Origin of the sequence: Paenibacillus sinopodophylli (assembly GCF_005930355.1) — a bacterium.
Classification (GTDB): domain Bacteria; phylum Bacillota; class Bacilli; order Paenibacillales; family Paenibacillaceae; genus Pristimantibacillus; species Pristimantibacillus sinopodophylli.
The window spans coordinates 407,339-426,552 of the sequence record NZ_VDBO01000001.1 but is presented as its reverse complement, the minus strand read 5'-3'; the positions used below and the strand labels follow the sequence as shown (position 1 = coordinate 426,552).

The window sequence follows — 19,214 nt, the reverse complement described above, 5'->3', positions numbered from 1 at the left end:
GGCACATTGGGATGGAAAAATCTGCTTACAGCGGGATACGCCATTTGACGCGCAGGTCAGTACGCTCATCCCATGTTGCGCCGCGCCTAGCCGCTTCGAGCAGCGGCTCGATGAAGGGGGCAAGCGCGGCGTAGCTGCCGGTGGCCGACAGCTGGCTGGCCACCCCATCTAGGCAGCCGGCCAGCGTGACGCGGTCGCCGCTGTAATAGGCTTCTACATACCGCTCATCGAGCGCAGGTATGTAGGAAAGGGTTTGCTCTTCGCGCGCGCAGAGGAGGGCAAGCGCGAAGGCTGCTTTGGCCGCTGCCGGCGACACGAGCCAGCTCGGCAGCGTTCGATATTCGAACCCGCCATGCGGCTGATGACGGAAGTCCCCGAGCGTTCCATAACGGGGACGGCGAGCCCGCCCAGCGGGGTCCTCAACCAGCGCGAGCGGGAATGCCGCGTAGCTGTCAAGCAAGCGGAGCAAGCGGCTGGTCAGCGGCGCTCCGCTAAGATGAATGTGCCCGCCGAGCGCCAGCCCTGGCACGGGCATTGCTCCAGCGGCCCAGCGCAAGCGGGGGTCGCTGATGCGATCGGCGGCGCGAAGCAGCAGGCGCCGCACATTCGCGGCGAGCGCGGCCGGGTTATCGGCCGGCTCGGGCCGCAGCTCGGCGACGGGATATAGCAGCCGTCGCCCTACGAGCAAGGCGTCGGCCCCTGCTGCGCCGCCGACGCCAGGCCCAAAAAAACGTGACGCCGAAGCAATCTTCCCTTCCGGCGTCACCAGTACAAACTCCGGATCGGCGCCAATAAGGAGATGCCGATCCGCAGTCCCCGTTCCCGCTGCGTCATACCACGCAGCGAATCGCCGCAGAGCCGCTGCCTCCAGCCTCGTATTCCTCAGCCTCGGCCAAGCATCGCGGACGGCTGTTCGCCCGTCCCCGCTAAGTGTGACCTCGGCCTCGCCGATATCGAGCCCGAGCGCATATAGCGCCGCTGCCGCGGTGCGCACCACTCTGCGCAGCGCTGGATCATCCGGCCAGCTGCCCGCAATGCCTGGGAGGAGCGGCTTGCCTTGCATGGCTCTGCCCGCAGAATCAAGCCGCTGCAGCTCCACAGGCTCCAGATGAACGATGCTTACGCGGAATAATCGTACGTTCTGTTCCTCAGGGCCGCCGCATAAACCCGCTCGCTGCCATATCCGTTCCTTCTCCGCTCTTGAATAACTTGAAGCATGAGCGCCTTTCACATTCAGTACCCATGCAGATGGAAAACGTCTGCAATCAATGGAACGAGAATCCGTCCACGCTAGAACGGCATCACCGCTCCTCACGGCTGACCATGGCTGTGAATCCAGCGGCTGGCCATTTCGTTCGCCTGAGAGATGCTGCTTCTTTTCGTTTGTCCTCACAAGCTCAAGTCGGTCGTAGCTGCCTCGCCATAACCACGTCGAAGCCATTCCTTTTCCCGCCTTCAAGTGTCAATTGGACTTAGCTTAAGGAGTACGGAATATTTCCAAAAAAAAGAGGGCTTTCGCCCTCGAATCTGCTGCTTACGCAGCATATGATACCTTAACAGCAAAGCTTCCCGGCTTGCTTACAGCTCATCGTCCAGCAAATCAGGATCCAAATCCTCATAATCATTATTGCCGAGGCTGAATTCCAAATCCTTGCCGTCCAGGTCGCCGCAACCGCCTGGCAGAACCGCTACACAAACTTTAGTCTCGGCGACTAACTCCACCGAAAACTCACGCTCTACGCGAATCACGACACTGGAGCCATTCGAAGAAATATTCGCTTCGATACAGTTCGGCTCCTGAATTACATCAGCTGACACTTCCACCGTAGATGGGCGGTGCTTAGGATCTACATAGGATAGATTGACATGCTCGACGTAATGCACGGATTCCTTTGCAACGTCTGTTTGCGAGTTTTTGCTGTACGAATACCAGATGTTGATATCGTAAGTACCAATTACCTCAATGCCGTCGCCCGAACGAACCGCTTCATATTGATGGTTGATTATCCATGCTCCGAGAATACTGGTCGGATTATGAGGCGGCGTTACGGTATGGGTTACAGTGGAAAACTTACGACCTTTGCCGCAGACAGCCTTCGTAATTATTTCTCTGTACTGGAGCTGCTTATCTGCAATAGTCATTGATTTAACCTCCTCCATACAATCATTCATTTAAAGTGTATGCAGGACATAGGCAAATGTTGATTAAGTGCTCCCATATAAATGTTTATGTTCTTTAGCACTGGGATATTAACATTCATTCGCTGCGTCTCCTTACATCTATATGAGACATAAAACTAAATGATTCGCAGTCATAATAGCGCCACCATATTTCTTTCGCAAATTAACCGCTTTCACATTCAACACTCGCAATCCCTCCTATGTCCTCACGTTATCTAAAAGTCCATCCATTAATATGGTCAACGGAGAGTCTCCAATTGGACACATGTTGATTCCACCATATGAATTTATATATCTTTACTCTTAACCTACCATCATTTTATTACTCGAGTTTTCCACATAGCCATATCACCAGATCACCATGTCTTATGTTTTTCATGTCTTATGTTTTTCATATCTACATATTTCCATTTCTCGTTATCCCGACTGCGCTAGAACAACATTAATCTAACCACTCTTCTGTATCCACTTTCAATTATCATTCAATAAACAGATCTCTGCGCAAACTCGCCTTACGAAAACAGCACGATCTCGCTCGTAGTAATATTTCTAACGGACATGAGCTCAGCTTAAACGCAATAAAACGACAAGTTTGTTATTTAACGGACATAAGAGACGCTTATAGCCGAAAAAGCCATCCATTTATCGCTATTCCCTCTTCTAATGAGCTGTGGTGTCCATCAAAATTCAACTCATCATTTAATCATTGTGTAACTTCCCAATCTGTCCGTTAAAAAACCAACTGACTCTCAAAGATTCGCCCTTATCAGAATTAAAGTGTGAAATTTGAGCCTATTTTGTCCATTCCTGCCTACCCCCATTTAAATTCCTTTAAAAACAAAAGAACCAACTGCAGAAGCAGCTGGTTCAAAACTTCATTATTCAATTCTAAATACGGTTCAACATTCAACGGTGAAATCAGTTCTTATCCCGTTCATTGCTCGATTCAAAATCTATCTCATTACTCCGTTAACAATGCATAAGCATGTCCTACGACTTCATCTCAGACAGCATCACTTTTCTTTTCTTCAGCCGCTTGGCAATGCCTAAATACCGTTCCAGCTCACGAAGCAGCATAAGCAATGATGCGCGGATTTCGAATTCCTCGCGTGTCTTAGGAAGCTCCATCTCCTGAAATAACTGAGATAGCTCACGCAGACGCTCCTCTACATTGCCTTCGTAGACGTCAGATTTCACGTCACTTGATAGATGGTCAAGTAAATCGGCAATCATGACTGCCTGTGGGAACTTCTGATATACGAACGCAAGCTCAACGAGCATCTGCTGCACCGTCTCAAGCTGCTGTCTTCTCATCTCGAAATAACTTGACCAATAATGCTCCTGTCCCCACAGCCTGTTTTCACGGTTGCGGACGGAGCTATTTGCACCTTCTTCGATCGCAGTGAACGCCTCCAGAATTTCACCGCCGTTCCACACATGTGCCGGATTGCGAAGCGTGATCGCCATCTCTTGGAACATGACCCCGAAGCAATTTTCAATCGTGGAGCGATAATAGCTGAGACGATGCTCATCCTTAGGCATATAGATGATATTAAGAACCGTTGCCCAGCCAAGACCAGCAAATAGCAGCATAATTTCGTTACCAATTATGTAGGTAGTCACTTCCGCATGATTAAACAGATGGAAGACGATGACAGAGCTCGTCACAATACCATCCTTCAATTGAAAACGTGAGAGGACTGGGAATGTAATTAGAATAAATATCGCCACAGCCCAAATATGGAACCCTAGTAACGAAAAAACAAGGGAAGCGAAAAAAAGCCCCAGCACAGAAGCTATGAATCGAACAAAAGCACTTTTCAGCCCTTTCATCCGCGTTACCTCGACGCCGATAATAGCTAAAATTCCAGCGCCGAGCGGCGGCTCCAAGCCTAAATATACAGCTGTATATATAGCAGCGATTGCAGCTAAAGCTGTTTTAATGATACGAATGCCCATAGCGAATAACCTCGAATACAGTAGGATTTATTCCTACATCCTACCTTTCTCTCCAGCCCTCCGTCAACCTTCTCTCAAGCGCTGCCACCAATTGGTACATCACAGTAGCAACAACGGCAATAACAATCAAGCTGGAGAGCACCAACGTGAAGTTAAATACTTGAAAGCCGTAGATGATCAAATAGCCTAGTCCCAATTTAGCAACTAGAAACTCACCCACGATAACTCCTATCCACGCCAAGCCCACATTCACCTTTAGCGTCGATATAATAACCGGGAACGAAGCAGGCAAAATGACAAGCTTGAATAATTGTAGGCGAGAAGCGCCAAACAGCCTAACTACTTTTATATAACCGGAATCAATCTCACGAAACCGATTATAAATATTCAAGGTCGTAATGATGACGGTAACCGATAAGGTAATCGCTACGATTGATAGAAAGCCGGGACCGAGCCCAACAATAAAAATAGGTCCAAGCGCGACTTTAGGCATACTATTCAACACGACCAAATAAGGATCGAAAACGCGAGAAAGAAATGGAAACCACCATAATATAGCAGCTATCACAGTACCTAGCAGCGTACCGAGTACAAAACCGACGATCGTCTCGGTTACGGTCACGCCGACATGCGGCCATATCGTTCCGTCAGCCATCGTCTTCCACAGCTGCATAAGCATTTTGGAGGGGTAGCTAAATAGCAGCGGATCAATCCAATTCGTGCGACCCGCTACTTCCCACAAGCCTGCAAACAACACAAGCAAGATAGCCTGAACGGTCAGTACGGCAGCTGTAACTCTGTGTTTTTGCTTCATGAAGCGGGTATGAAGCTCGGCAATCCAAAGGCTTCGTTCATTCTTCGAATCAACACTGCGTTTAACTACAGTAGATATACCTTTGGGATTTCCAGAGCTATGATGCTCATCCATCTGACAAATCCCCTTCCCGATTGTCCTTCTCCAGTTCTTGCCACAAATAATCGAATAACGCTTGGAAGCCTGGAAGCTTGCGCGCCTCCATCGGTGAAGCTGTGCGAATGTCCGGCGGGATCACAAGTTCACTCCGAATATGTCCTGGATTGCGGCCTAGAACGATGACACGGTCACTCATCGCTGCCGCTTCTGCTAGATCATGAGTAACGAGAACAGCTGTTTTGTCCAACCGCTTCAAGGTCTGATGCACCAGATCCTCTAGTTGCAGCTTAATATGAAGATCAAGTGCTGAGAATGGTTCATCCAGCAACAAAACCTCAGGTTCAGTTGCGAGTGTTCTTGCCAAGGCGACTCTTTGGCGCATCCCTCCAGAGAGCTCCTGTGGATATTTTTGGCCGGAATCTGGAAGTCCAAGCTCATCGAGCAACGATTCAACTTGCTGCATACCCTTCTTCGACTTACGACCGCTTATCTCAAGCCCGATTGCGGCATTTTCTTTTATCGAGCGCCATGGGAACAAATAATCCTGCTGCAGCATGTAGCCTAGCTTTGGAGAAGGCCCTGTGACCGCTGCTCCATTCAGCAAAACACGACCTTTAGTTGGCAGAAACAAGCCTGCTAGCAAGCTTAGCACAGTCGTCTTGCCGCAGCCGCTAGGCCCAACCAAACTGATAAATTCCCCGCGCTCCACCTTGAGATCGATATTTTCAACGGCTAGCGAGGCTCCCTTATCATTGATATACACATGGGTCAACTGCTGCAGCTCAAGCACAGGTTTTTGATTCATGCCTAAGCCTCCCATTTGTTCAAATATAGGAAAGTATATGATATGGCCATCCCATCTCTATATTTCTCGGAATGAAACGCGCCGCGCCGCCAAAGGACGGCGACAGCCGTTTCACCTTCATCATCATTATTTCACTGCTTCGATCGATTTCTCTGCAAAATCGGTGTTCACAAGCTCACTGTGCTCCGTTCGTTTCTCAAGCTCACCAGCCGATGTAATGACATCAAGCAAATTGTTCCATTCTGCTTCATCAATGACCGGGTCAGTGGCGAAAGAGCCTTGTTGTTTGTAACGGTCAATCGAACTAATCAGAATGTCCCGGTCAACATTTTCGAAATAGGGCAATACAACATCGGTAATGGCTTCTGCATCGTTGCTCGCAACCCAGAGCTGAGCCTTTTGTATAGCATTCGTGAACGACTGCACCGTTTTTTCATTTTTGTTTATATAGCTTTCCTTTGCCATAAATACGGTATAAGGAAGATGACCGCTCTCAGCTCCGAACGATGCAACTACATGTCCCTTGCCTTCTTTTTCAAATATGGAAGCAGTTGGCTCGAACAGTTGAACGTAATTACCAGTACCAGAAGCGAAGGCAGCCGGAATATTGGCAAAATCTACGTTTTGGATCAGCTCTAAATCGGTTTTCGGATCAATGCCCAGCTTTTTGAGCGCAAATTCGCCTGCCATCTGTGGCATTCCACCTTTTCTTTGCCCCAGGAATACAGCGCCTTTCAAGGCGTTCCAATCAAATACATCCACCGCTTCTCTTGCGACAAGAAAAGTGCCATCGGTCTGCGTCAGCTGTGCAAAATTAATAATCGGATCATCCGTTCCTTGTTGATACACATAAATGGAGGTTTCCGATCCGACAAGCGCTACATCGATGGCGTTCGAGAGCAATGCTGTCATCGTTTTGTCACCGCCTGGTGTTGTCGTCAATTCAACATCAAGTCCCTCTTCTTCGAAATACCCCTTCTCGAGCGCCACATATTGCGGAGCATAGAACAACGAGCGTGTAACTTCACCGATTCGGACTTTGGTCTTATCGGAGTTTTGATTACCGCAGCCTGCCAATACGGCTGTTACGACGAGCACAGTTGATAACAGCAGTGACATTATGATTCGTCTTTTCATTTGAAGTACCCTCCTGCACCGTTTTTCGGTTGATATATGTACTTCAGCCTATGCGACAAATGGATTCGCGGTGAATGCACGCAAAAAAGAAGGCTGTCCGTCATCGTCTGGGCGATGGGACAGCCTTCTTCTCAATTAGACATACTGCTGTAGTCTACAGTTTATAAATATCCGTATATTTGTTGGTCAAATAGGTAACCAAATGCTGTGGGTCCAAGGGCTTGCCTGTCACGCTCTGAATGAGCTCAGAAGGAGTTCTCAGCTTCCCGTACTTGTAGATACGCTCCGACAGCCACTCTTTGATCGGCAGTAGTTGGCCACTGCCGACGTTCGTCCAGAAGCCATCCAGTTCACGTTCCATCGTCTCTGCGATTTGTGCAGCATACATATTACCTAGAGAGTATGATGGGAAATAGCCGAATGCTCCACCTGACCAATGCACATCCTGCAGCACACCTTCTGCATCATTCGGCGGCGTTATACCCAAGTACTCCTTATATTTGTCATTCCAGATGGCTGGTAGATCCGCCGCTTTCGCTCCGCCGTTAAAGATAAGCTTCTCCATCTCATAGCGAATGATGATATGCAGATTATATGTAAGCTCATCCGCTTCAATCCTTATCAATGATGGCTTAACGACATTGTTGCCTCGGTAGAACTGATCTACACTAACGTCAAGCTGTCCAGGGAATCTTGTTTGAAGCTCGCCGAAATACCGATCCCAGAATGGTCTGCTGCGGCCGATGACGTTTTCCCAGAAACGAGATTGTGATTCATGAATTCCCATCGAGGTACCGGTACAAAGCGTTGTGCCGATCAGCTCTTCCATGATGTTCTGTTCATACAACGCATGACCACCCTCATGGATGGTGCCAAATAATGCACTCGTCACATCGTTCTCCAGATAGCGTGTCGTAATCCGAACATCACCAGGACTTAGCCCTGTAGCAAAGGGATGCGCACTCTCGTCTAATCGACCCGCTTCGAAGTTGTAACCCATTTGCTCTAATATGTATAGACTGAACGCCTTCTGCGCCGACTTATCATAGTTCTGATTCAGGAAAGAGGTGTCCGGCTGATGCGGAGAATTAGCAATTGCAGCTGCAAGCGGAACGAGCTGTGAGCGTAATCCACCAAACACCTGATCAAGCTCTGCTACTGTCATCCCAGGCTCATATTGGTCGAGAAGCGTATCATATCGCGTCGCTTTAGGTCCCCACAGATCAATAAACTGGTTCGTATAGCCGATTACTTTCTCCAAATAGGGCTGAAAGCTTGCATAATCGTTATTCTCTTTCGCTTCCTCCCACTTTGACTCGGATTGCGAGGCGAGAACGACATATTCTTGATAGAGCTTTGGCGGTATTTTGACGCTGCGATCATACTCTTTGCGAGTTTCAGATACTAAGCGCTGTTCGATTTCTGTAAGTCCAGCATATACGGAAGCGTCTTCCAACGCAGCAACCTGCTCCCCCAATTCGGGAGAAGTAGCCAGCTTGAACTGGTCAGCCGATAAGGCTCCTATTACTTCAGAACGGTTATCCATTCCCTTTCTCGGAGCGCCAGTACGCAAGTCCCAATAAAGAACGCCAAGCGCCTCTTCATAGCTTTTTATTTTGCGAATCGTATCCTTGAAGCTTTGCAAAACTTCGTTTGATTTAATTGACATCCTTATTCCGCCTTTCTAATTTTAAGACTAATTCTTCCTTATAGTTCATTTCTTCATGGGAACTTCACTTGATCTTGCTTATTTCAATCCTTATAATCATCTTAAACCTGCTAGACATACAGTGCAATAGAGTGAAAGTGAGGAAACCATTATGCATATTCATTTCTCGAAATCAGCATTCGATCGGTTGTCTCCCTATTTAGTAGACGGAAAAAACCAGCTCAAACTGCTGCATGATACGGAAGGCTGCGGCTGTGTAGTCAGCGGTGTTCCCGCCCTTCAACTCATTACTGAACCCACAGTTGATGACAAGCTATCGCAAGGTGATCCTCTGCCTTTCTATTATGAGCCTCGTCACGAGATTTATTACGAGCCACAGATGCGCGTCGATTATGATGCTGCTCGGGACAGCTTCAGTCTAAGAAGCGATAGTCAGATTTACACAACGAATCTTCGCTTTCTAACCAAAGGAAGTGCTGCGTGAGTAATATCGATGATATTCTTGACTTTAACAAACAATTCGTCGATGGCCGCAAATATGAGAAATATGCCACGAGTAAATATCCGAATAAGCGGATGGTCATCGTTACCTGCATGGATACTAGACTAACCGAAATGCTGCCCAAAGCTCTGAACCTCAGGAATGGCGATGCCAAAATTATCAAGAACGCAGGTGCCATCGTCACCCAGCCCTTCGGCAACATTATGCGTAGTATTCTGGTGGCGCTATATGAGCTTCAAGCGGACGAGGTTTTTGTCATCGGACATAATAATTGCGGGATGACCGGACTTAATCCTGAGCTTATCATTCAGCACATGGAGGAAAGAGGCGTATCGACAGAAACGATTACAACATTGAAGCATTCTGGCCTTAATCTGATGCGCTGGCTAACTGGCTTTGATAATGTTCGTGACAGTGTAATTAACAGTGTAAGCATCATTCGTAATCATCCGCTACTTCCATCCAATATTCTTGTTCACGGATTAATTATTGACTCAGAGACTGGCGAGCTTGATCTGGTTGACGATGCCAAGCGACAAGTCTAAACAAACAAAACGAGAGCGCAATGACAGCTAATGCTTGTCGTTACACTCTCTTTTTTTTAAATATAGGAAAGTAAATCAAATGGCCAACTTTCACTATATTTCTACGCGAAACGTTAGCTTAGCCGCCAGAGGACGGCTTCATTCGTTTACGCTTGGCTATATGTGCTTGCTTCCTAGCCAATATGACATCCGACCTGTCACGGTTCGTATGGCGATGAATAATAGACTCATCCTGCATTGGACTGGGCATCCCCCAAGTTAATCCGCGATCTATGCAAGCTGCTGTGCATAGTCCCATTAATTCCTCACTTATAATTGTCATATCCAAATCCGTATATTGCTGCCTTTGCTCATTGTTCAAGTCGCTTAGCTTTGACTTTATTTGCTTCTGCAAGTATTCCTTATCCAATCCAAGCTTGTCAAGCGGAGCAACGGATAGCTTCTCCACTGCTTGTGTGAGCATTTTATCGGCGCCTCTCCTGTTGCCTCTCCGTTCGTGATAAAGGCCTACAGCTAGCTGAATGAGACCGACCCACGTCCTCTCCAAAGGGTCGCTTGGATGCTCCTTCCAATACTCTTCAAGAAGCTCATGACATTCAAAAAAATCTCGAGTTGCATGGAACTCGACAAGATAATCGACATATGCTTTGGGATATGAAAGCATAGGAACCTCCCTTCCAACATGTCACTCTTTTTTAAAAATTTTAGCATATGTCACTTATACTTTCATACATTAAAACCAATCCTATAGGAAAGAAATGAAACCTTCGTTCATTTTAGCCGTATTGTATTTCTATATCAATCGATATATCTATGAAATCAGGAGGAGAACAGACAGATGAAAAAGGGATTTATGGTCATGCTGGCACTCACATTATTCTTGACACTTGGCTTCGGACAGTACGCGGACGCCAAACCAAGAGGCGGCGGTATCAAATCACCTAAACAAAGCGTCACACAAAACCCTAAAAAAACGGAAAATGTAAGTCAAACTAATTCAGGTACAAAAGCAGGTACGACTGCTGGAACCACCAAACCAGGATTTTTTGGCGGCGGCAGCTTAATGAAGGGCTTAATGATTGGCGGTTTGGCAGGCATGATGTTCGGAAGCTTGTTCGCTGGTATGGGAGCATTCGGAAATATACTTGGTCTCATGATTAACTTGCTTGCGATATTTGCGGTGATCATGCTCATTCGTGTAGCTTTCGTCTATTTGAAAAGCAAGCGTAACCCGCCAGACCAACGGAGACCTTACTAACGGTGCGCATCTATACGGATGAAATTATAAACGCCATTTGCCTTCACATGGCTGATCGAAGAGGCGTTAAACCTACTGATGTTGAGGTTCAGCTTTCTTGGGAAGAAGAATACGGGTTTACGGCCGAGGTTTGGGTTAGCGGGCGCAGCCAGTATATTATTGAAGCCAATATCCTCGAAGCCATCGAGCAATATATGTATAAGCAATATCAGATTCGTGCATTCCGCTCCAATATCACTCTAGATGCTGATGAGGAATTTTGGGCAGACATTGTCATTGATTAGAAAAACATCCTGAAGCTCATTTATCTTAAGATAAATAGCTGACGGATGTTTTTTTGTTTCGGACAAGCAGTCTAGCTTCTCTACCACTATTTGCTAGAGAACTATTTGAAGCTTTTGAGAAACCTCCCTGCTTCTTCTGCGTCTAACCACTTGACCTGAGAGGAGTGAGAGTTTCTAGCTTATGAGAAAAAAATGTTGTACGGTGTTTATGCTATTCCTATTATGTATTGCTCTGATCTCTGCAACTTCAAGTGTTGCGGAAGCAGCGTCCTCGCAAATGACAAAGTACCGCGTGTATCAGAATGATCAGGCACTTAAAGAATTCGCAACCGAAAAACAGGCGATTACTTACGCTGCAAAGTTTGGCTACAGTCATGTAGAGAACATTACAGACCGAGCGTGGGTATGGGATAATTTCCCGCGTTATAAAGTTTATCAGAATGGTCAAACCCATTCTAAATGGGAATTTAGCAGCTATGCCCTTGCACTTTCGACAGCCAAGAAGCTAAAAAACGTACATATTCGGGATTTAACAAACATTGGCTGGAGCTATCAATCCTATGCTGCATTCCAATTATTTCAAGGCGATAACACGAATGCTAATTGGGCTTTTACCGACTTGGCAGAAGCTAAGCAGGAAGCGAAAAAGTGGGGAAATGCTCATATTATCGACTTAAATTCGAACAAATGGGTGTGGAGCAACCTTACTGCAGACCAGATTAAAACGCAGCGTGGAGCTGATGCTGTCTATCAATTAACGATTAATGGAATACCGGCAGACGACAAGCCGCTCTATGCCTTTCTTTACGATGCAATTGCTGCTTCTTCAACGGTTGCTGGAAGTGAAATCATTAATCTGAAATCGGGCAAAATCATTCACTCGAACGTGCCTGCGTATCATGTTGTTCAGAACGGTATAACGATTCATTCTGCAATTAACTTAAATAGTGCCGTACAAATCGCCAAAAGCAAAGCGAATGCTGAAGTCGTATACAATGGAAATGTCTATTGGTCTGGTGTACCCTACCTATCCGTTTACCAAGGGAATAATAAGCTTAGATCCTTTAATTCTCGAAGCAGCGCTATCGCTTATGCCAAAGTTTATTCGAATAGTTCCGTGCAGACTAATGAAGGAAGGGTATTGTGGAGTAACACAAAAAAGCTGATTTACATGGGCTGGAACGGCAGTGCGAGCAGTTCTACCGTCATGAATCATGTTGCCAACACACAGGGGTTATCCATAGATTCTCCTACTTGGTTTGAGCTTGCTGCGGCTGACGGTACATTAACGGATACATCCGATTCAGCGACAGCCACAGCGTTGAAAGCACAAGGAATAAAAGTCATGCCTCTGGTGCATAACCAGTTTGACAAAAAAATGACGACAGCCTTCCTTAACAGTACAACTGCACAGCAGAAGTTTATCCAGCTTATAACCGCAAAGCTAGTACAACTTGGAGCAGCAGGACTAAACCTTGATTTTGAAGAAGTAGCTGGCAGCGATCGTGCTGCCTATACAAGCTTCGTCACGGCGTTAACTAAAGCCATTCATGCCAAAAACATGCAGCTGTCTATTGATTTGCCACGCGGCAGTTTAAGCTGGAATCATGCAACAGCTTATGATCATGCTGCACTAGCGCCTGTAGTAGATATGATCATAATTATGGCTTACGACGAACACTGGAGCGGAAGCTCCACTCCAGGCTCCGTAGCGGGACTCAGTTGGGCTGAAGAAGGGGTCAAACAATTTCTAAGCTATGGCATTCCGCGCAGCAAGCTCATGCTGGGCATTCCATTTTATGTGCGAGAATGGAAGCTTGACAGTACAAATAAACTGGTCAGCAACCGTGCAGTTGTGATGAAGGAGCTGCCTAAGCTAATTGCCGATACGAAAGCAACGGGTACAATAGACACCGAGTCTGGCCAAATGAACTACAAATACACAAAAGATGGCTACACCTATTTGTTCTGGGCAGAGACCGAAGCAACTGTAAAGGCCCGCATTGATATAGCCAAAGCTTATGATCTAGCTGGCGTCGCGGCTTGGCGATTAGGCTATGAAAGCTCGGATTTATGGACGATGATGCTCAGGAACAAATAACGAAAAGACCTGCATGTCGATGTTTATTTATTCTCTAAAGTACAGTAAGAAGACTGCCTGCAACAGCAAGCAGTCTTCTTATTTATCTTTCTTAATTGACTATTCATCTCTACCTGTCTAGGCCACTTCTACTTCATACGATTAACGGAAAATGACACCGTTGTTCCTTCACCCGGCTTGCTCTTAATAGACAAACCAGCTCCGTACAATCTTACCAAACGGCTATGCGTATTAAGCAATCCGATACCCTTCTTCTCTTTACCCACCGGGCTTAAAATCTTGCTAAGCTGGAGCTCATCCATCCCTATTCCATCATCTGATACTGAAACGTGAATGATCCCCATATCCTGTTCAATCCTTATTCGAAGCGTTCCACCCTTCGATTGACTGAGTAAACCATGTCGAACGGCATTCTCGACAAGTGGCTGAATGGTAAGCGGAGGAATGAGTATGTCTGCATCTGCATTCATTTCCCACTCAACGAGCAATCGCTCCTCGAAGCGTTGCTGCTCGATGTACAAATAATTTTTGACCAGCTCAAGCTCACGTGATAGCGGTACAAGCTTACCCGCTGCTAGGAAGTTGAAGCTAATACGTAGATAAGAAGTAAATGCGTCAGCCAGCTCTCTCATCTTATCTGTATCCATATCTCCCAAAGCAAATATTGAATTTAATGTATTAAATAGAAAATGCGGATTAATTTGCGCCTGCAAATAGGCTGCTTCCATTCGCAATCGATCATTGACCGCATGCTTCAGGGATGATAGTGACCATGCTCGGTATTTTAACTCTAGTGCATCTACAGGCTTGGTAACATAATCATTGGCTCCCGCTAGGAAGCCCGCATAGATATCTTCCGGCTCACTTCGCGCTGTCAATAGAATGACTGGCAGCTCATAAAGTGTAAACCTCTCGCGTATTAACCTTGTCAATTCGTAGCCGGATGTGCCTGGCATCATAACATCAGCAATAACTAGGTCAAATTGGTCAGTATTCAACTTAATTAGCGCTTCGTTTGCGGATGCTGCCGTTTCGATTTGGTAACTTTCCATAGATAAAATATGGTGAAGCACCTTCAGATTAACAGGTTCATCATCTACTGCAAGTACTCTTACTGGCTCATTACTTGTAGACAGCATATCAAGGTGATCGAATTCACCTCTTTCCTGATCTACAGCTACCATAGCACCTGTTCCCGCAATAAAATTCATCGCAGCAGATGCAATCGTATCACTATCGTAATCTGAAGAAATGATTGGTTGTGTCAAATTCGACTCTATTGTTTTATCAACCATAGCTAGCTTGAAGCTAAATTCGCTGCCTTTACCCAGCTGTGATTGTATGATCAGCTTACTTTGATGCAATTCCACCAATTCCTTACAAATACTCAGTCCGAGTCCTATTCCTCCACCGCCAAAAATAGCTTGCTCATATGGCTCAAATGCACGTTTCTGCATGGCCTCATCCATACCAACGCCTGTATCCCGCACAGAAATCAATATTTCACCTTCAACTTGTATTGCTCCAAGCTCAATGCTGCCTTCTTGCGTATACTTGATCGCATTATGTACCAAGTTCATGAGGATCTGTACCAATCGCCCTTCATCAGCATAAACATTAGGCAGGTCTTTCTCAATATACATTCGTAGCTCTACTTGCTTATTCTCGGTTAGAAACCGAAGCATGTCCAAGACACCAGTACCTAGGGACTGCACTTGCACCGACGTCTTTTGAAGAGTAACTCGCTTATCCTGCAATCGCACGACATCAAGTAAATCATTCAGCATCAGCGACATTCGCCGACTAACCATAACGAGCAGTTCCATATCACGTTGACTCTGTTCGTTAAGCACGTTCTTTTCTTTCCTCAGCACACTTTGAGCGATATTCATAATACCATGCAGTGGAGTTCGCAGTTCATGCGATGTGTTCGCTATAAAACGATCCTTCATTCGGTTAGCTTCGGTAAGTTGAACATTAAGCAGCACATTTTCATTGGAATGATGAAAATATCTTTTAAACCAGTGAGCGGAGAAGCTTGTAATTGCAGCAATCATTTCCACTGGATAATACATGAATTGCGTCGTTCCTGCGTAATAGACACTTCCCCAAAGAATATTGTTAATGACGCAAACGACCGAAAATACTAGAAATAAGGCTCCTTCTTCTCTATTAAACACCATTCTCATAAAATAATAAGCGGTCCAAAATAAAGGAATGTAATACAAAATCATGTACAAGTCTTTTTCGATTGAATAGAGTACTTGCTCTAGTGGACCATCACTAATAAAGAGCGAATAGGAAATTAGCACATAGAAGTAGGTATAGAAGAACACGCCTTTCCGTGGACTTCCCACAAGTCCTCTTCCCATGAGCAGTAGAAAATAGGAGAACCACATATAGGAGAGAGCCTTCAGCTTGACCATCCATTCAAACTCAGTATCAATCAGCATAAATAATAGCCCATCATGATAAACAGCAATCGTTATTGTTGCTAGCATCATGACGAGGAAGAAGACGATAAACCCTTTTTTTCTTATATTCATCAAGTAAATGATTAAGGCATACAAAGCGTGAAGCAATAAGATTACGCAAGTAATTATTTGGAATCCGATAGAAAATAAATGCTTTTTATTAACTTCCTCCTGCAAACCAAATTGAACGGAACGAACAATTCCGCCTTTTAAAGGTGATTCGTAATTGCTCACGCGCACGAATATTTCTAACTCGCTTTGTCCATTTGGCATGTAGGTTACAACAAAAGCTTCTGTTTTCGATACATGCTTCTCTCTCTCATCATCAATTGCGCCGGACTGGGCAAGCAACTTCCCATTAATCTCCACCTCAGCAGCGGTATATATCGATTGAAACCAAATGCTTAACGGCTTTGTTAGAGGACGATCCAGAAGAATACGTACGTAATAAGTTCCGTAACCATAAGCCCTGTCTTCTTGAGAATCAATTCCGGTATTCCAATTTCCGGGCACATGCAGCTCGCGCCCTAATACAGCCTCTGAAACATTAGATCTCCCTGCCCATTGCCCTGGAAAGAACAGCCAATCCCCATCCATAGGTAAGGAACCTATTTGCTCCAGTTCCACTTCTCTCAAATCAAGTACACCTTGCTTTACAGTAGGAGGATTGGCTATCGACAGATAATCATGCCACATCCAACGCACCGCGACCAACAAACCGATAAATAACAATAAATAACAAATATGACTACCTTTAATTTTGTTTTTGGTATTGGTCATGAGTCCCTCGTCCGTAACTTGTATTTTAGAGGTAGAAGCACGCTCGCCTCTATCCTTAATCTGACTAAATGATGTTTAATGTCCTTCGTCAGTCATTAAAGCTCTGCTACCATTGAAACCTTTTCCTCTATAAGCATTGATGATTGCCATGCCAAGCTCAGGCACATCATTATCCACATACCCAATCCTTGATTGCTTTCGTCAAAATAACGAAGCGTCACGGAGCCTATCGGCTCATTCTGCTTATTAAGTGCAATAAAACCTATATCCCCTTCTCTTCCCCAGCTGTCCACATATTTGGCTATCATCGGTTCATTGAGTACGTCTCTGCTGAAGGGCTCCTGACCTTCTGGAACGTACAAAGATACGTATAACATTTCTCATAAAAAAGGAATATCCCGTTCTTCCACTCTTCTAATCCTATAGTTCATTCATCCAATCTCCCTAGCACAGCTCTTATCATTACATGATTACTTCTTTCATTAATTATAGCAGACCCCCACATTCTTCCAAGCTTTTAATGAAAGAACAATTATCTAGTCTACACATTGAACTGATCATCAAATTAAAAGGATCTATGGTGGTGTTGTGATCTGTATTATCTAATGAGCCCAAAATAGATATAGCTGCTGTCCAAGCAAACAAACCATTATAAGCATCTAATAATAATAATAATAAAGAGGTTTGATCCGTTATATGAGAGGAGTTTCTATGCATAAATGCGGCCAATCGAACAGCTGTTTTTCTGAAAAAGTCATGGTGCAAGATAAGGTTTGTACGAATTGGCAATTCACAACCGCAGGTTCCCAAGCGATTTATACCGATAACATTTCCTCTACCATAACCGGTACTGGATACGTCAAGGTTGACTCTGCTGTAGGAACAGTATCTGTAGATTTCTTTAGGACTGGAGATACAACAGCATTTCATACTTTGCTTATACCTGCAAAAGGAAGTGCATCCTTCACTATTTTCAGATTTAATGTGATATCTATTACAACAACGTCAGCTGCGCATGGTGAGTTTTGTATAACGGTGCGTTACAGTCTGTAAAAGGTGAAAACATGAAGCAGGGTGATTCATTGTTAAGTTAATGAATCACCCTGCTTATTATTATGACTGCAGCAAGTGGTAGGGCGAGGATAAAAGCTGGCTGAAATCGCATATTTCCCATCTATATACGTTTGCTCATTACCTTGGACACATACGATAACCGATTGTACATCATGACCCACAAACGTAGAAGTATTTCCAGCAGTCACTTTCATTTGATGCTTCTTTTTACCAATTATTTTTACATAAAGCATATCAGTGCTCGACGACGACGTGGTTATTGAGATCTGTACTACATTCTTTTTCGCCTCCATGTCAGTCGCCCATATTTCATGTTCTGCTTGGTTACCTTGAATAAGAAGGTTGCCACAGCATTCTTTTTCGAGGATGAGCTTGCTTGCAGCTGTCAACAAATCAGCTAATCTTGAACAACAATTGAGGGACTCTGGTCTTTTTTTGCGACATCGTTTTGGAGGACACGGGAAAATCGGTTTGCATTTTTTGAGGCGCAATCGCTTTGAGAAACGTCCTCTACTCTTGATCCATCTCATATTCCTTTTTCGTCGTCGATTGCTTAAGGAACTCGTCTTTAGCACAATTGTTGATGAGAATAATACTCTTTTCTTTAACCTTTTGTTCTTTTTCAACCTTCTCCACCCCCTGCTCCTTCATCCGGTACCTAAGTTAGTTCATGGACGGACCAAACAATTCCATTCGTTGCACCAGCTCCAATATTAAGTGAAACCGTCAATCCATTTGCATTATAGAAAAGTCCAATTACATCACCTGATGTAAGTGTAACTTCACCTGCGAGAGTTACCACGCTATTACCTAACACGGCTCTTAATGTTAGGAGCAAAGCAATGTTTACGTTCAGAATCGGAAGAAGCCCACTTACTAAGTTCGTTACAGTAGGTGAGGTCCGCTGAACCACAAAGAAAGGATTAACTCCTGCTCCAAGGACAGCACTAATTGCAGCTGTCGTCGTATAGTTAATGGTTGCAAGTATAGAGTACCTCCCAGTCGCTGGAATCGTATAATTTCCAGTGACCGCGTTAAAGTTTGCATTTCCAAAATACGGTGCAGCCACTGACCAGTTGGTAAGCTGCGAGCTGGTCGAAATGGTTAGCGTAGATAAAAATGCAGAAAATCCTTGTGCAGCAAAGTTAGGACCAGTGGCTCCAGTTGCTCCTGTACTTCCTGTTAATCCTGTTGCTCCCGTATCACCTGTTGTTCCTGTGACTCCTGTTATTCCCGTAGAACCCGTAGCTCCCGTAATTCCTGTTGCTCCTGTGGCTCCTGTAGGACCTGTAACTCCTGTTACTCCTGTTCCACCAGTCACGCCCGTTACGCCAGTAACTCCTGTTACTCCTGTAGGACCAGTACTACCTGTTATTCCTATTGCTCCTGTTTCACCAGTAGCACCTGTGACTCCTGTTGCACCAATGGCTCCTGTTATTCCCGTAATTCCTGTACTTCCTGTACTTCCTGTACTTCCTGTACTTCCTGTACTTCCTGTACTTCCTGTACTTCCTGTACTTCCTGTACTTCCT

17 protein-coding genes and 1 pseudogene are annotated in these 19,214 nt (G+C 45.3%); 6 read left to right on the top strand and 12 right to left on the bottom strand.

Annotated features, from left to right (window positions below):
- Window positions 1–25: 25 nt before the first annotated feature.
- The 7 genes from FGT79_RS01680 to FGT79_RS01650 all read right to left on the bottom strand — a co-directional run bounded on the left by FGT79_RS01680 (window position 26) and on the right by FGT79_RS01650 (window position 8,664).
- Window positions 26–1,441: a putative amidoligase domain-containing protein gene (locus tag FGT79_RS01680; protein WP_138751052.1), complete on the bottom strand. Its 1,416-nt coding sequence runs from the start codon at window positions 1,439–1,441 to the stop codon at window positions 26–28.
- Between the two features lie 137 nt (window positions 1,442–1,578).
- Window positions 1,579–2,142: an outer spore coat protein CotE gene (locus tag FGT79_RS01675; protein WP_138751051.1), complete on the bottom strand. Its 564-nt coding sequence runs from the start codon at window positions 2,140–2,142 to the stop codon at window positions 1,579–1,581.
- 1,029 nt (window positions 2,143–3,171) lie between these two features.
- Complete coding sequence (locus FGT79_RS01670) at window positions 3,172–4,140, bottom strand: aromatic acid exporter family protein (RefSeq protein WP_138751050.1); 969 nt, start codon at window positions 4,138–4,140, stop codon at window positions 3,172–3,174.
- A 40-nt stretch (window positions 4,141–4,180) separates the two neighbouring features.
- Window positions 4,181–4,954, bottom strand: a complete 774-nt coding sequence (locus FGT79_RS01665; protein WP_246096294.1) for an ABC transporter permease — start codon at window positions 4,952–4,954, stop codon at window positions 4,181–4,183.
- 106 nt (window positions 4,955–5,060) lie between these two features.
- A complete protein-coding gene (locus FGT79_RS01660; protein WP_138751048.1) occupies window positions 5,061–5,858 on the bottom strand; it encodes an ABC transporter ATP-binding protein in 798 nt (265 codons plus the stop codon).
- A gap of 126 nt (window positions 5,859–5,984) precedes the next feature.
- Window positions 5,985–6,995 carry an ABC transporter substrate-binding protein gene (locus FGT79_RS01655; RefSeq protein WP_138751047.1) on the bottom strand — a complete coding sequence of 337 codons (1,011 nt, stop codon included), beginning with the start codon at window positions 6,993–6,995 and terminating at the stop codon, window positions 5,985–5,987.
- Window positions 6,996–7,149: 154 nt separating this feature from the next.
- Window positions 7,150–8,664 carry a carboxypeptidase M32 gene (locus FGT79_RS01650; RefSeq protein ID WP_138751046.1) on the bottom strand — a complete coding sequence of 505 codons (1,515 nt, stop codon included), beginning with the start codon at window positions 8,662–8,664 and terminating at the stop codon, window positions 7,150–7,152.
- Between the two features lie 151 nt (window positions 8,665–8,815).
- Between FGT79_RS01650 and FGT79_RS01645 the strand changes: the two genes are divergently transcribed.
- Window positions 8,816–9,148 (top strand): iron-sulfur cluster biosynthesis family protein, encoded by a 333-nt coding sequence (locus tag FGT79_RS01645; RefSeq protein ID WP_138751045.1) that lies wholly within the window; start codon window positions 8,816–8,818, stop codon window positions 9,146–9,148.
- Window positions 9,145–9,711, top strand: a complete 567-nt coding sequence (locus FGT79_RS01640; RefSeq protein ID WP_138751044.1) for a beta-class carbonic anhydrase — start codon at window positions 9,145–9,147, stop codon at window positions 9,709–9,711. The genes FGT79_RS01645 and FGT79_RS01640 overlap by 4 nt, the downstream gene beginning before the upstream one ends.
- Window positions 9,712–9,829: 118 nt before the next feature.
- On the opposite strand, the gene FGT79_RS01635 is transcribed toward FGT79_RS01640, so the two are convergent.
- On the bottom strand, window positions 9,830–10,375 hold the full coding sequence (locus FGT79_RS01635) for a DUF309 domain-containing protein (RefSeq protein WP_138751043.1): 546 nt from the start codon (window positions 10,373–10,375) through the stop codon (window positions 9,830–9,832).
- 174 nt (window positions 10,376–10,549) lie between these two features.
- On the opposite strand from FGT79_RS01635, the gene FGT79_RS01630 reads away from it, so the two are divergent.
- From FGT79_RS01630 to FGT79_RS01620, 3 genes are all read left to right on the top strand, one after another.
- Complete coding sequence (locus FGT79_RS01630) at window positions 10,550–10,969, top strand: hypothetical protein (RefSeq protein WP_138751042.1); 420 nt, start codon at window positions 10,550–10,552, stop codon at window positions 10,967–10,969.
- A gap of 2 nt (window positions 10,970–10,971) precedes the next feature.
- A complete protein-coding gene (locus tag FGT79_RS01625) occupies window positions 10,972–11,253 on the top strand; it encodes a YxcD family protein (RefSeq protein WP_138751041.1) in 282 nt (93 codons plus the stop codon).
- Between the two features lie 181 nt (window positions 11,254–11,434).
- Complete coding sequence (locus tag FGT79_RS01620; RefSeq protein ID WP_138751040.1) at window positions 11,435–13,354, top strand: glycosyl hydrolase family 18 protein; 1,920 nt, start codon at window positions 11,435–11,437, stop codon at window positions 13,352–13,354.
- A gap of 128 nt (window positions 13,355–13,482) precedes the next feature.
- Here the strand turns inward: FGT79_RS01620 and FGT79_RS01615 are convergent, their stop codons facing one another.
- Both FGT79_RS01615 and FGT79_RS01610 read right to left on the bottom strand, forming a co-directional pair.
- Window positions 13,483–16,608, bottom strand: coding sequence for an ATP-binding protein (locus tag FGT79_RS01615; RefSeq protein WP_246096090.1), 3,126 nt, complete (start codon window positions 16,606–16,608; stop codon window positions 13,483–13,485).
- A 95-nt stretch (window positions 16,609–16,703) separates the two neighbouring features.
- Window positions 16,704–16,985, bottom strand: coding sequence for a hypothetical protein (locus FGT79_RS01610; RefSeq protein WP_138751039.1), 282 nt, complete (start codon window positions 16,983–16,985; stop codon window positions 16,704–16,706).
- 319 nt (window positions 16,986–17,304) lie between these two features.
- Between FGT79_RS01610 and FGT79_RS32465 the strand changes: the two genes are divergently transcribed.
- Window positions 17,305–17,661 carry a DUF3992 domain-containing protein gene (locus FGT79_RS32465; RefSeq protein WP_138751038.1) on the top strand — a complete coding sequence of 119 codons (357 nt, stop codon included), beginning with the start codon at window positions 17,305–17,307 and terminating at the stop codon, window positions 17,659–17,661.
- Between the two features lie 32 nt (window positions 17,662–17,693).
- Here FGT79_RS32465 and FGT79_RS01600 read toward each other — a convergent pair whose 3' ends face one another.
- Both FGT79_RS01600 and FGT79_RS01595 read right to left on the bottom strand, forming a co-directional pair.
- Window positions 17,694–18,308 carry an S-Ena type endospore appendage gene (locus FGT79_RS01600; RefSeq protein WP_138751037.1) on the bottom strand — a complete coding sequence of 205 codons (615 nt, stop codon included), beginning with the start codon at window positions 18,306–18,308 and terminating at the stop codon, window positions 17,694–17,696.
- A gap of 32 nt (window positions 18,309–18,340) precedes the next feature.
- Window positions 18,341–19,214, bottom strand: a pseudogene (locus tag FGT79_RS01595) (collagen-like protein); the annotation flags it as partial.

Excerpts from the sequence above, each read along its gene's own strand:
- FGT79_RS01670 (WP_138751050.1), bottom strand. The coding sequence starts at position 4,140 with ATGGGCATTCGTATCATTAAAACAGCTTTAGCTGCAATCGCTGCTATA.
- FGT79_RS01665 (WP_246096294.1), bottom strand. The coding sequence starts at position 4,954 with ATGAAGCAAAAACACAGAGTTACAGCTGCCGTACTGACCGTTCAGGCT.
- FGT79_RS01680 (WP_138751052.1), bottom strand. The coding sequence starts at position 1,441 with ATGGCTTCGACGTGGTTATGGCGAGGCAGCTACGACCGACTTGAGCTT.
- FGT79_RS01635 (WP_138751043.1), bottom strand. The coding sequence starts at position 10,375 with ATGCTTTCATATCCCAAAGCATATGTCGATTATCTTGTCGAGTTCCAT.
- FGT79_RS01645 (WP_138751045.1), top strand. The coding sequence starts at position 8,816 with ATGCATATTCATTTCTCGAAATCAGCATTCGATCGGTTGTCTCCCTAT.
- FGT79_RS01650 (WP_138751046.1), bottom strand. The coding sequence starts at position 8,664 with ATGTCAATTAAATCAAACGAAGTTTTGCAAAGCTTCAAGGATACGATT.
- FGT79_RS01660 (WP_138751048.1), bottom strand. The coding sequence starts at position 5,858 with ATGAATCAAAAACCTGTGCTTGAGCTGCAGCAGTTGACCCATGTGTAT.
- FGT79_RS01675 (WP_138751051.1), bottom strand. The coding sequence starts at position 2,142 with ATGACTATTGCAGATAAGCAGCTCCAGTACAGAGAAATAATTACGAAG.
- FGT79_RS32465 (WP_138751038.1), top strand. The coding sequence starts at position 17,305 with ATGAGAGGAGTTTCTATGCATAAATGCGGCCAATCGAACAGCTGTTTT.
- FGT79_RS01610 (WP_138751039.1), bottom strand. The coding sequence starts at position 16,985 with ATGTTATACGTATCTTTGTACGTTCCAGAAGGTCAGGAGCCCTTCAGC.
- FGT79_RS01630 (WP_138751042.1), top strand. The coding sequence starts at position 10,550 with ATGAAAAAGGGATTTATGGTCATGCTGGCACTCACATTATTCTTGACA.
- FGT79_RS01615 (WP_246096090.1), bottom strand. The coding sequence starts at position 16,608 with ATGACCAATACCAAAAACAAAATTAAAGGTAGTCATATTTGTTATTTA.
- FGT79_RS01620 (WP_138751040.1), top strand. The coding sequence starts at position 11,435 with ATGAGAAAAAAATGTTGTACGGTGTTTATGCTATTCCTATTATGTATT.
- FGT79_RS01655 (WP_138751047.1), bottom strand. The coding sequence starts at position 6,995 with ATGAAAAGACGAATCATAATGTCACTGCTGTTATCAACTGTGCTCGTC.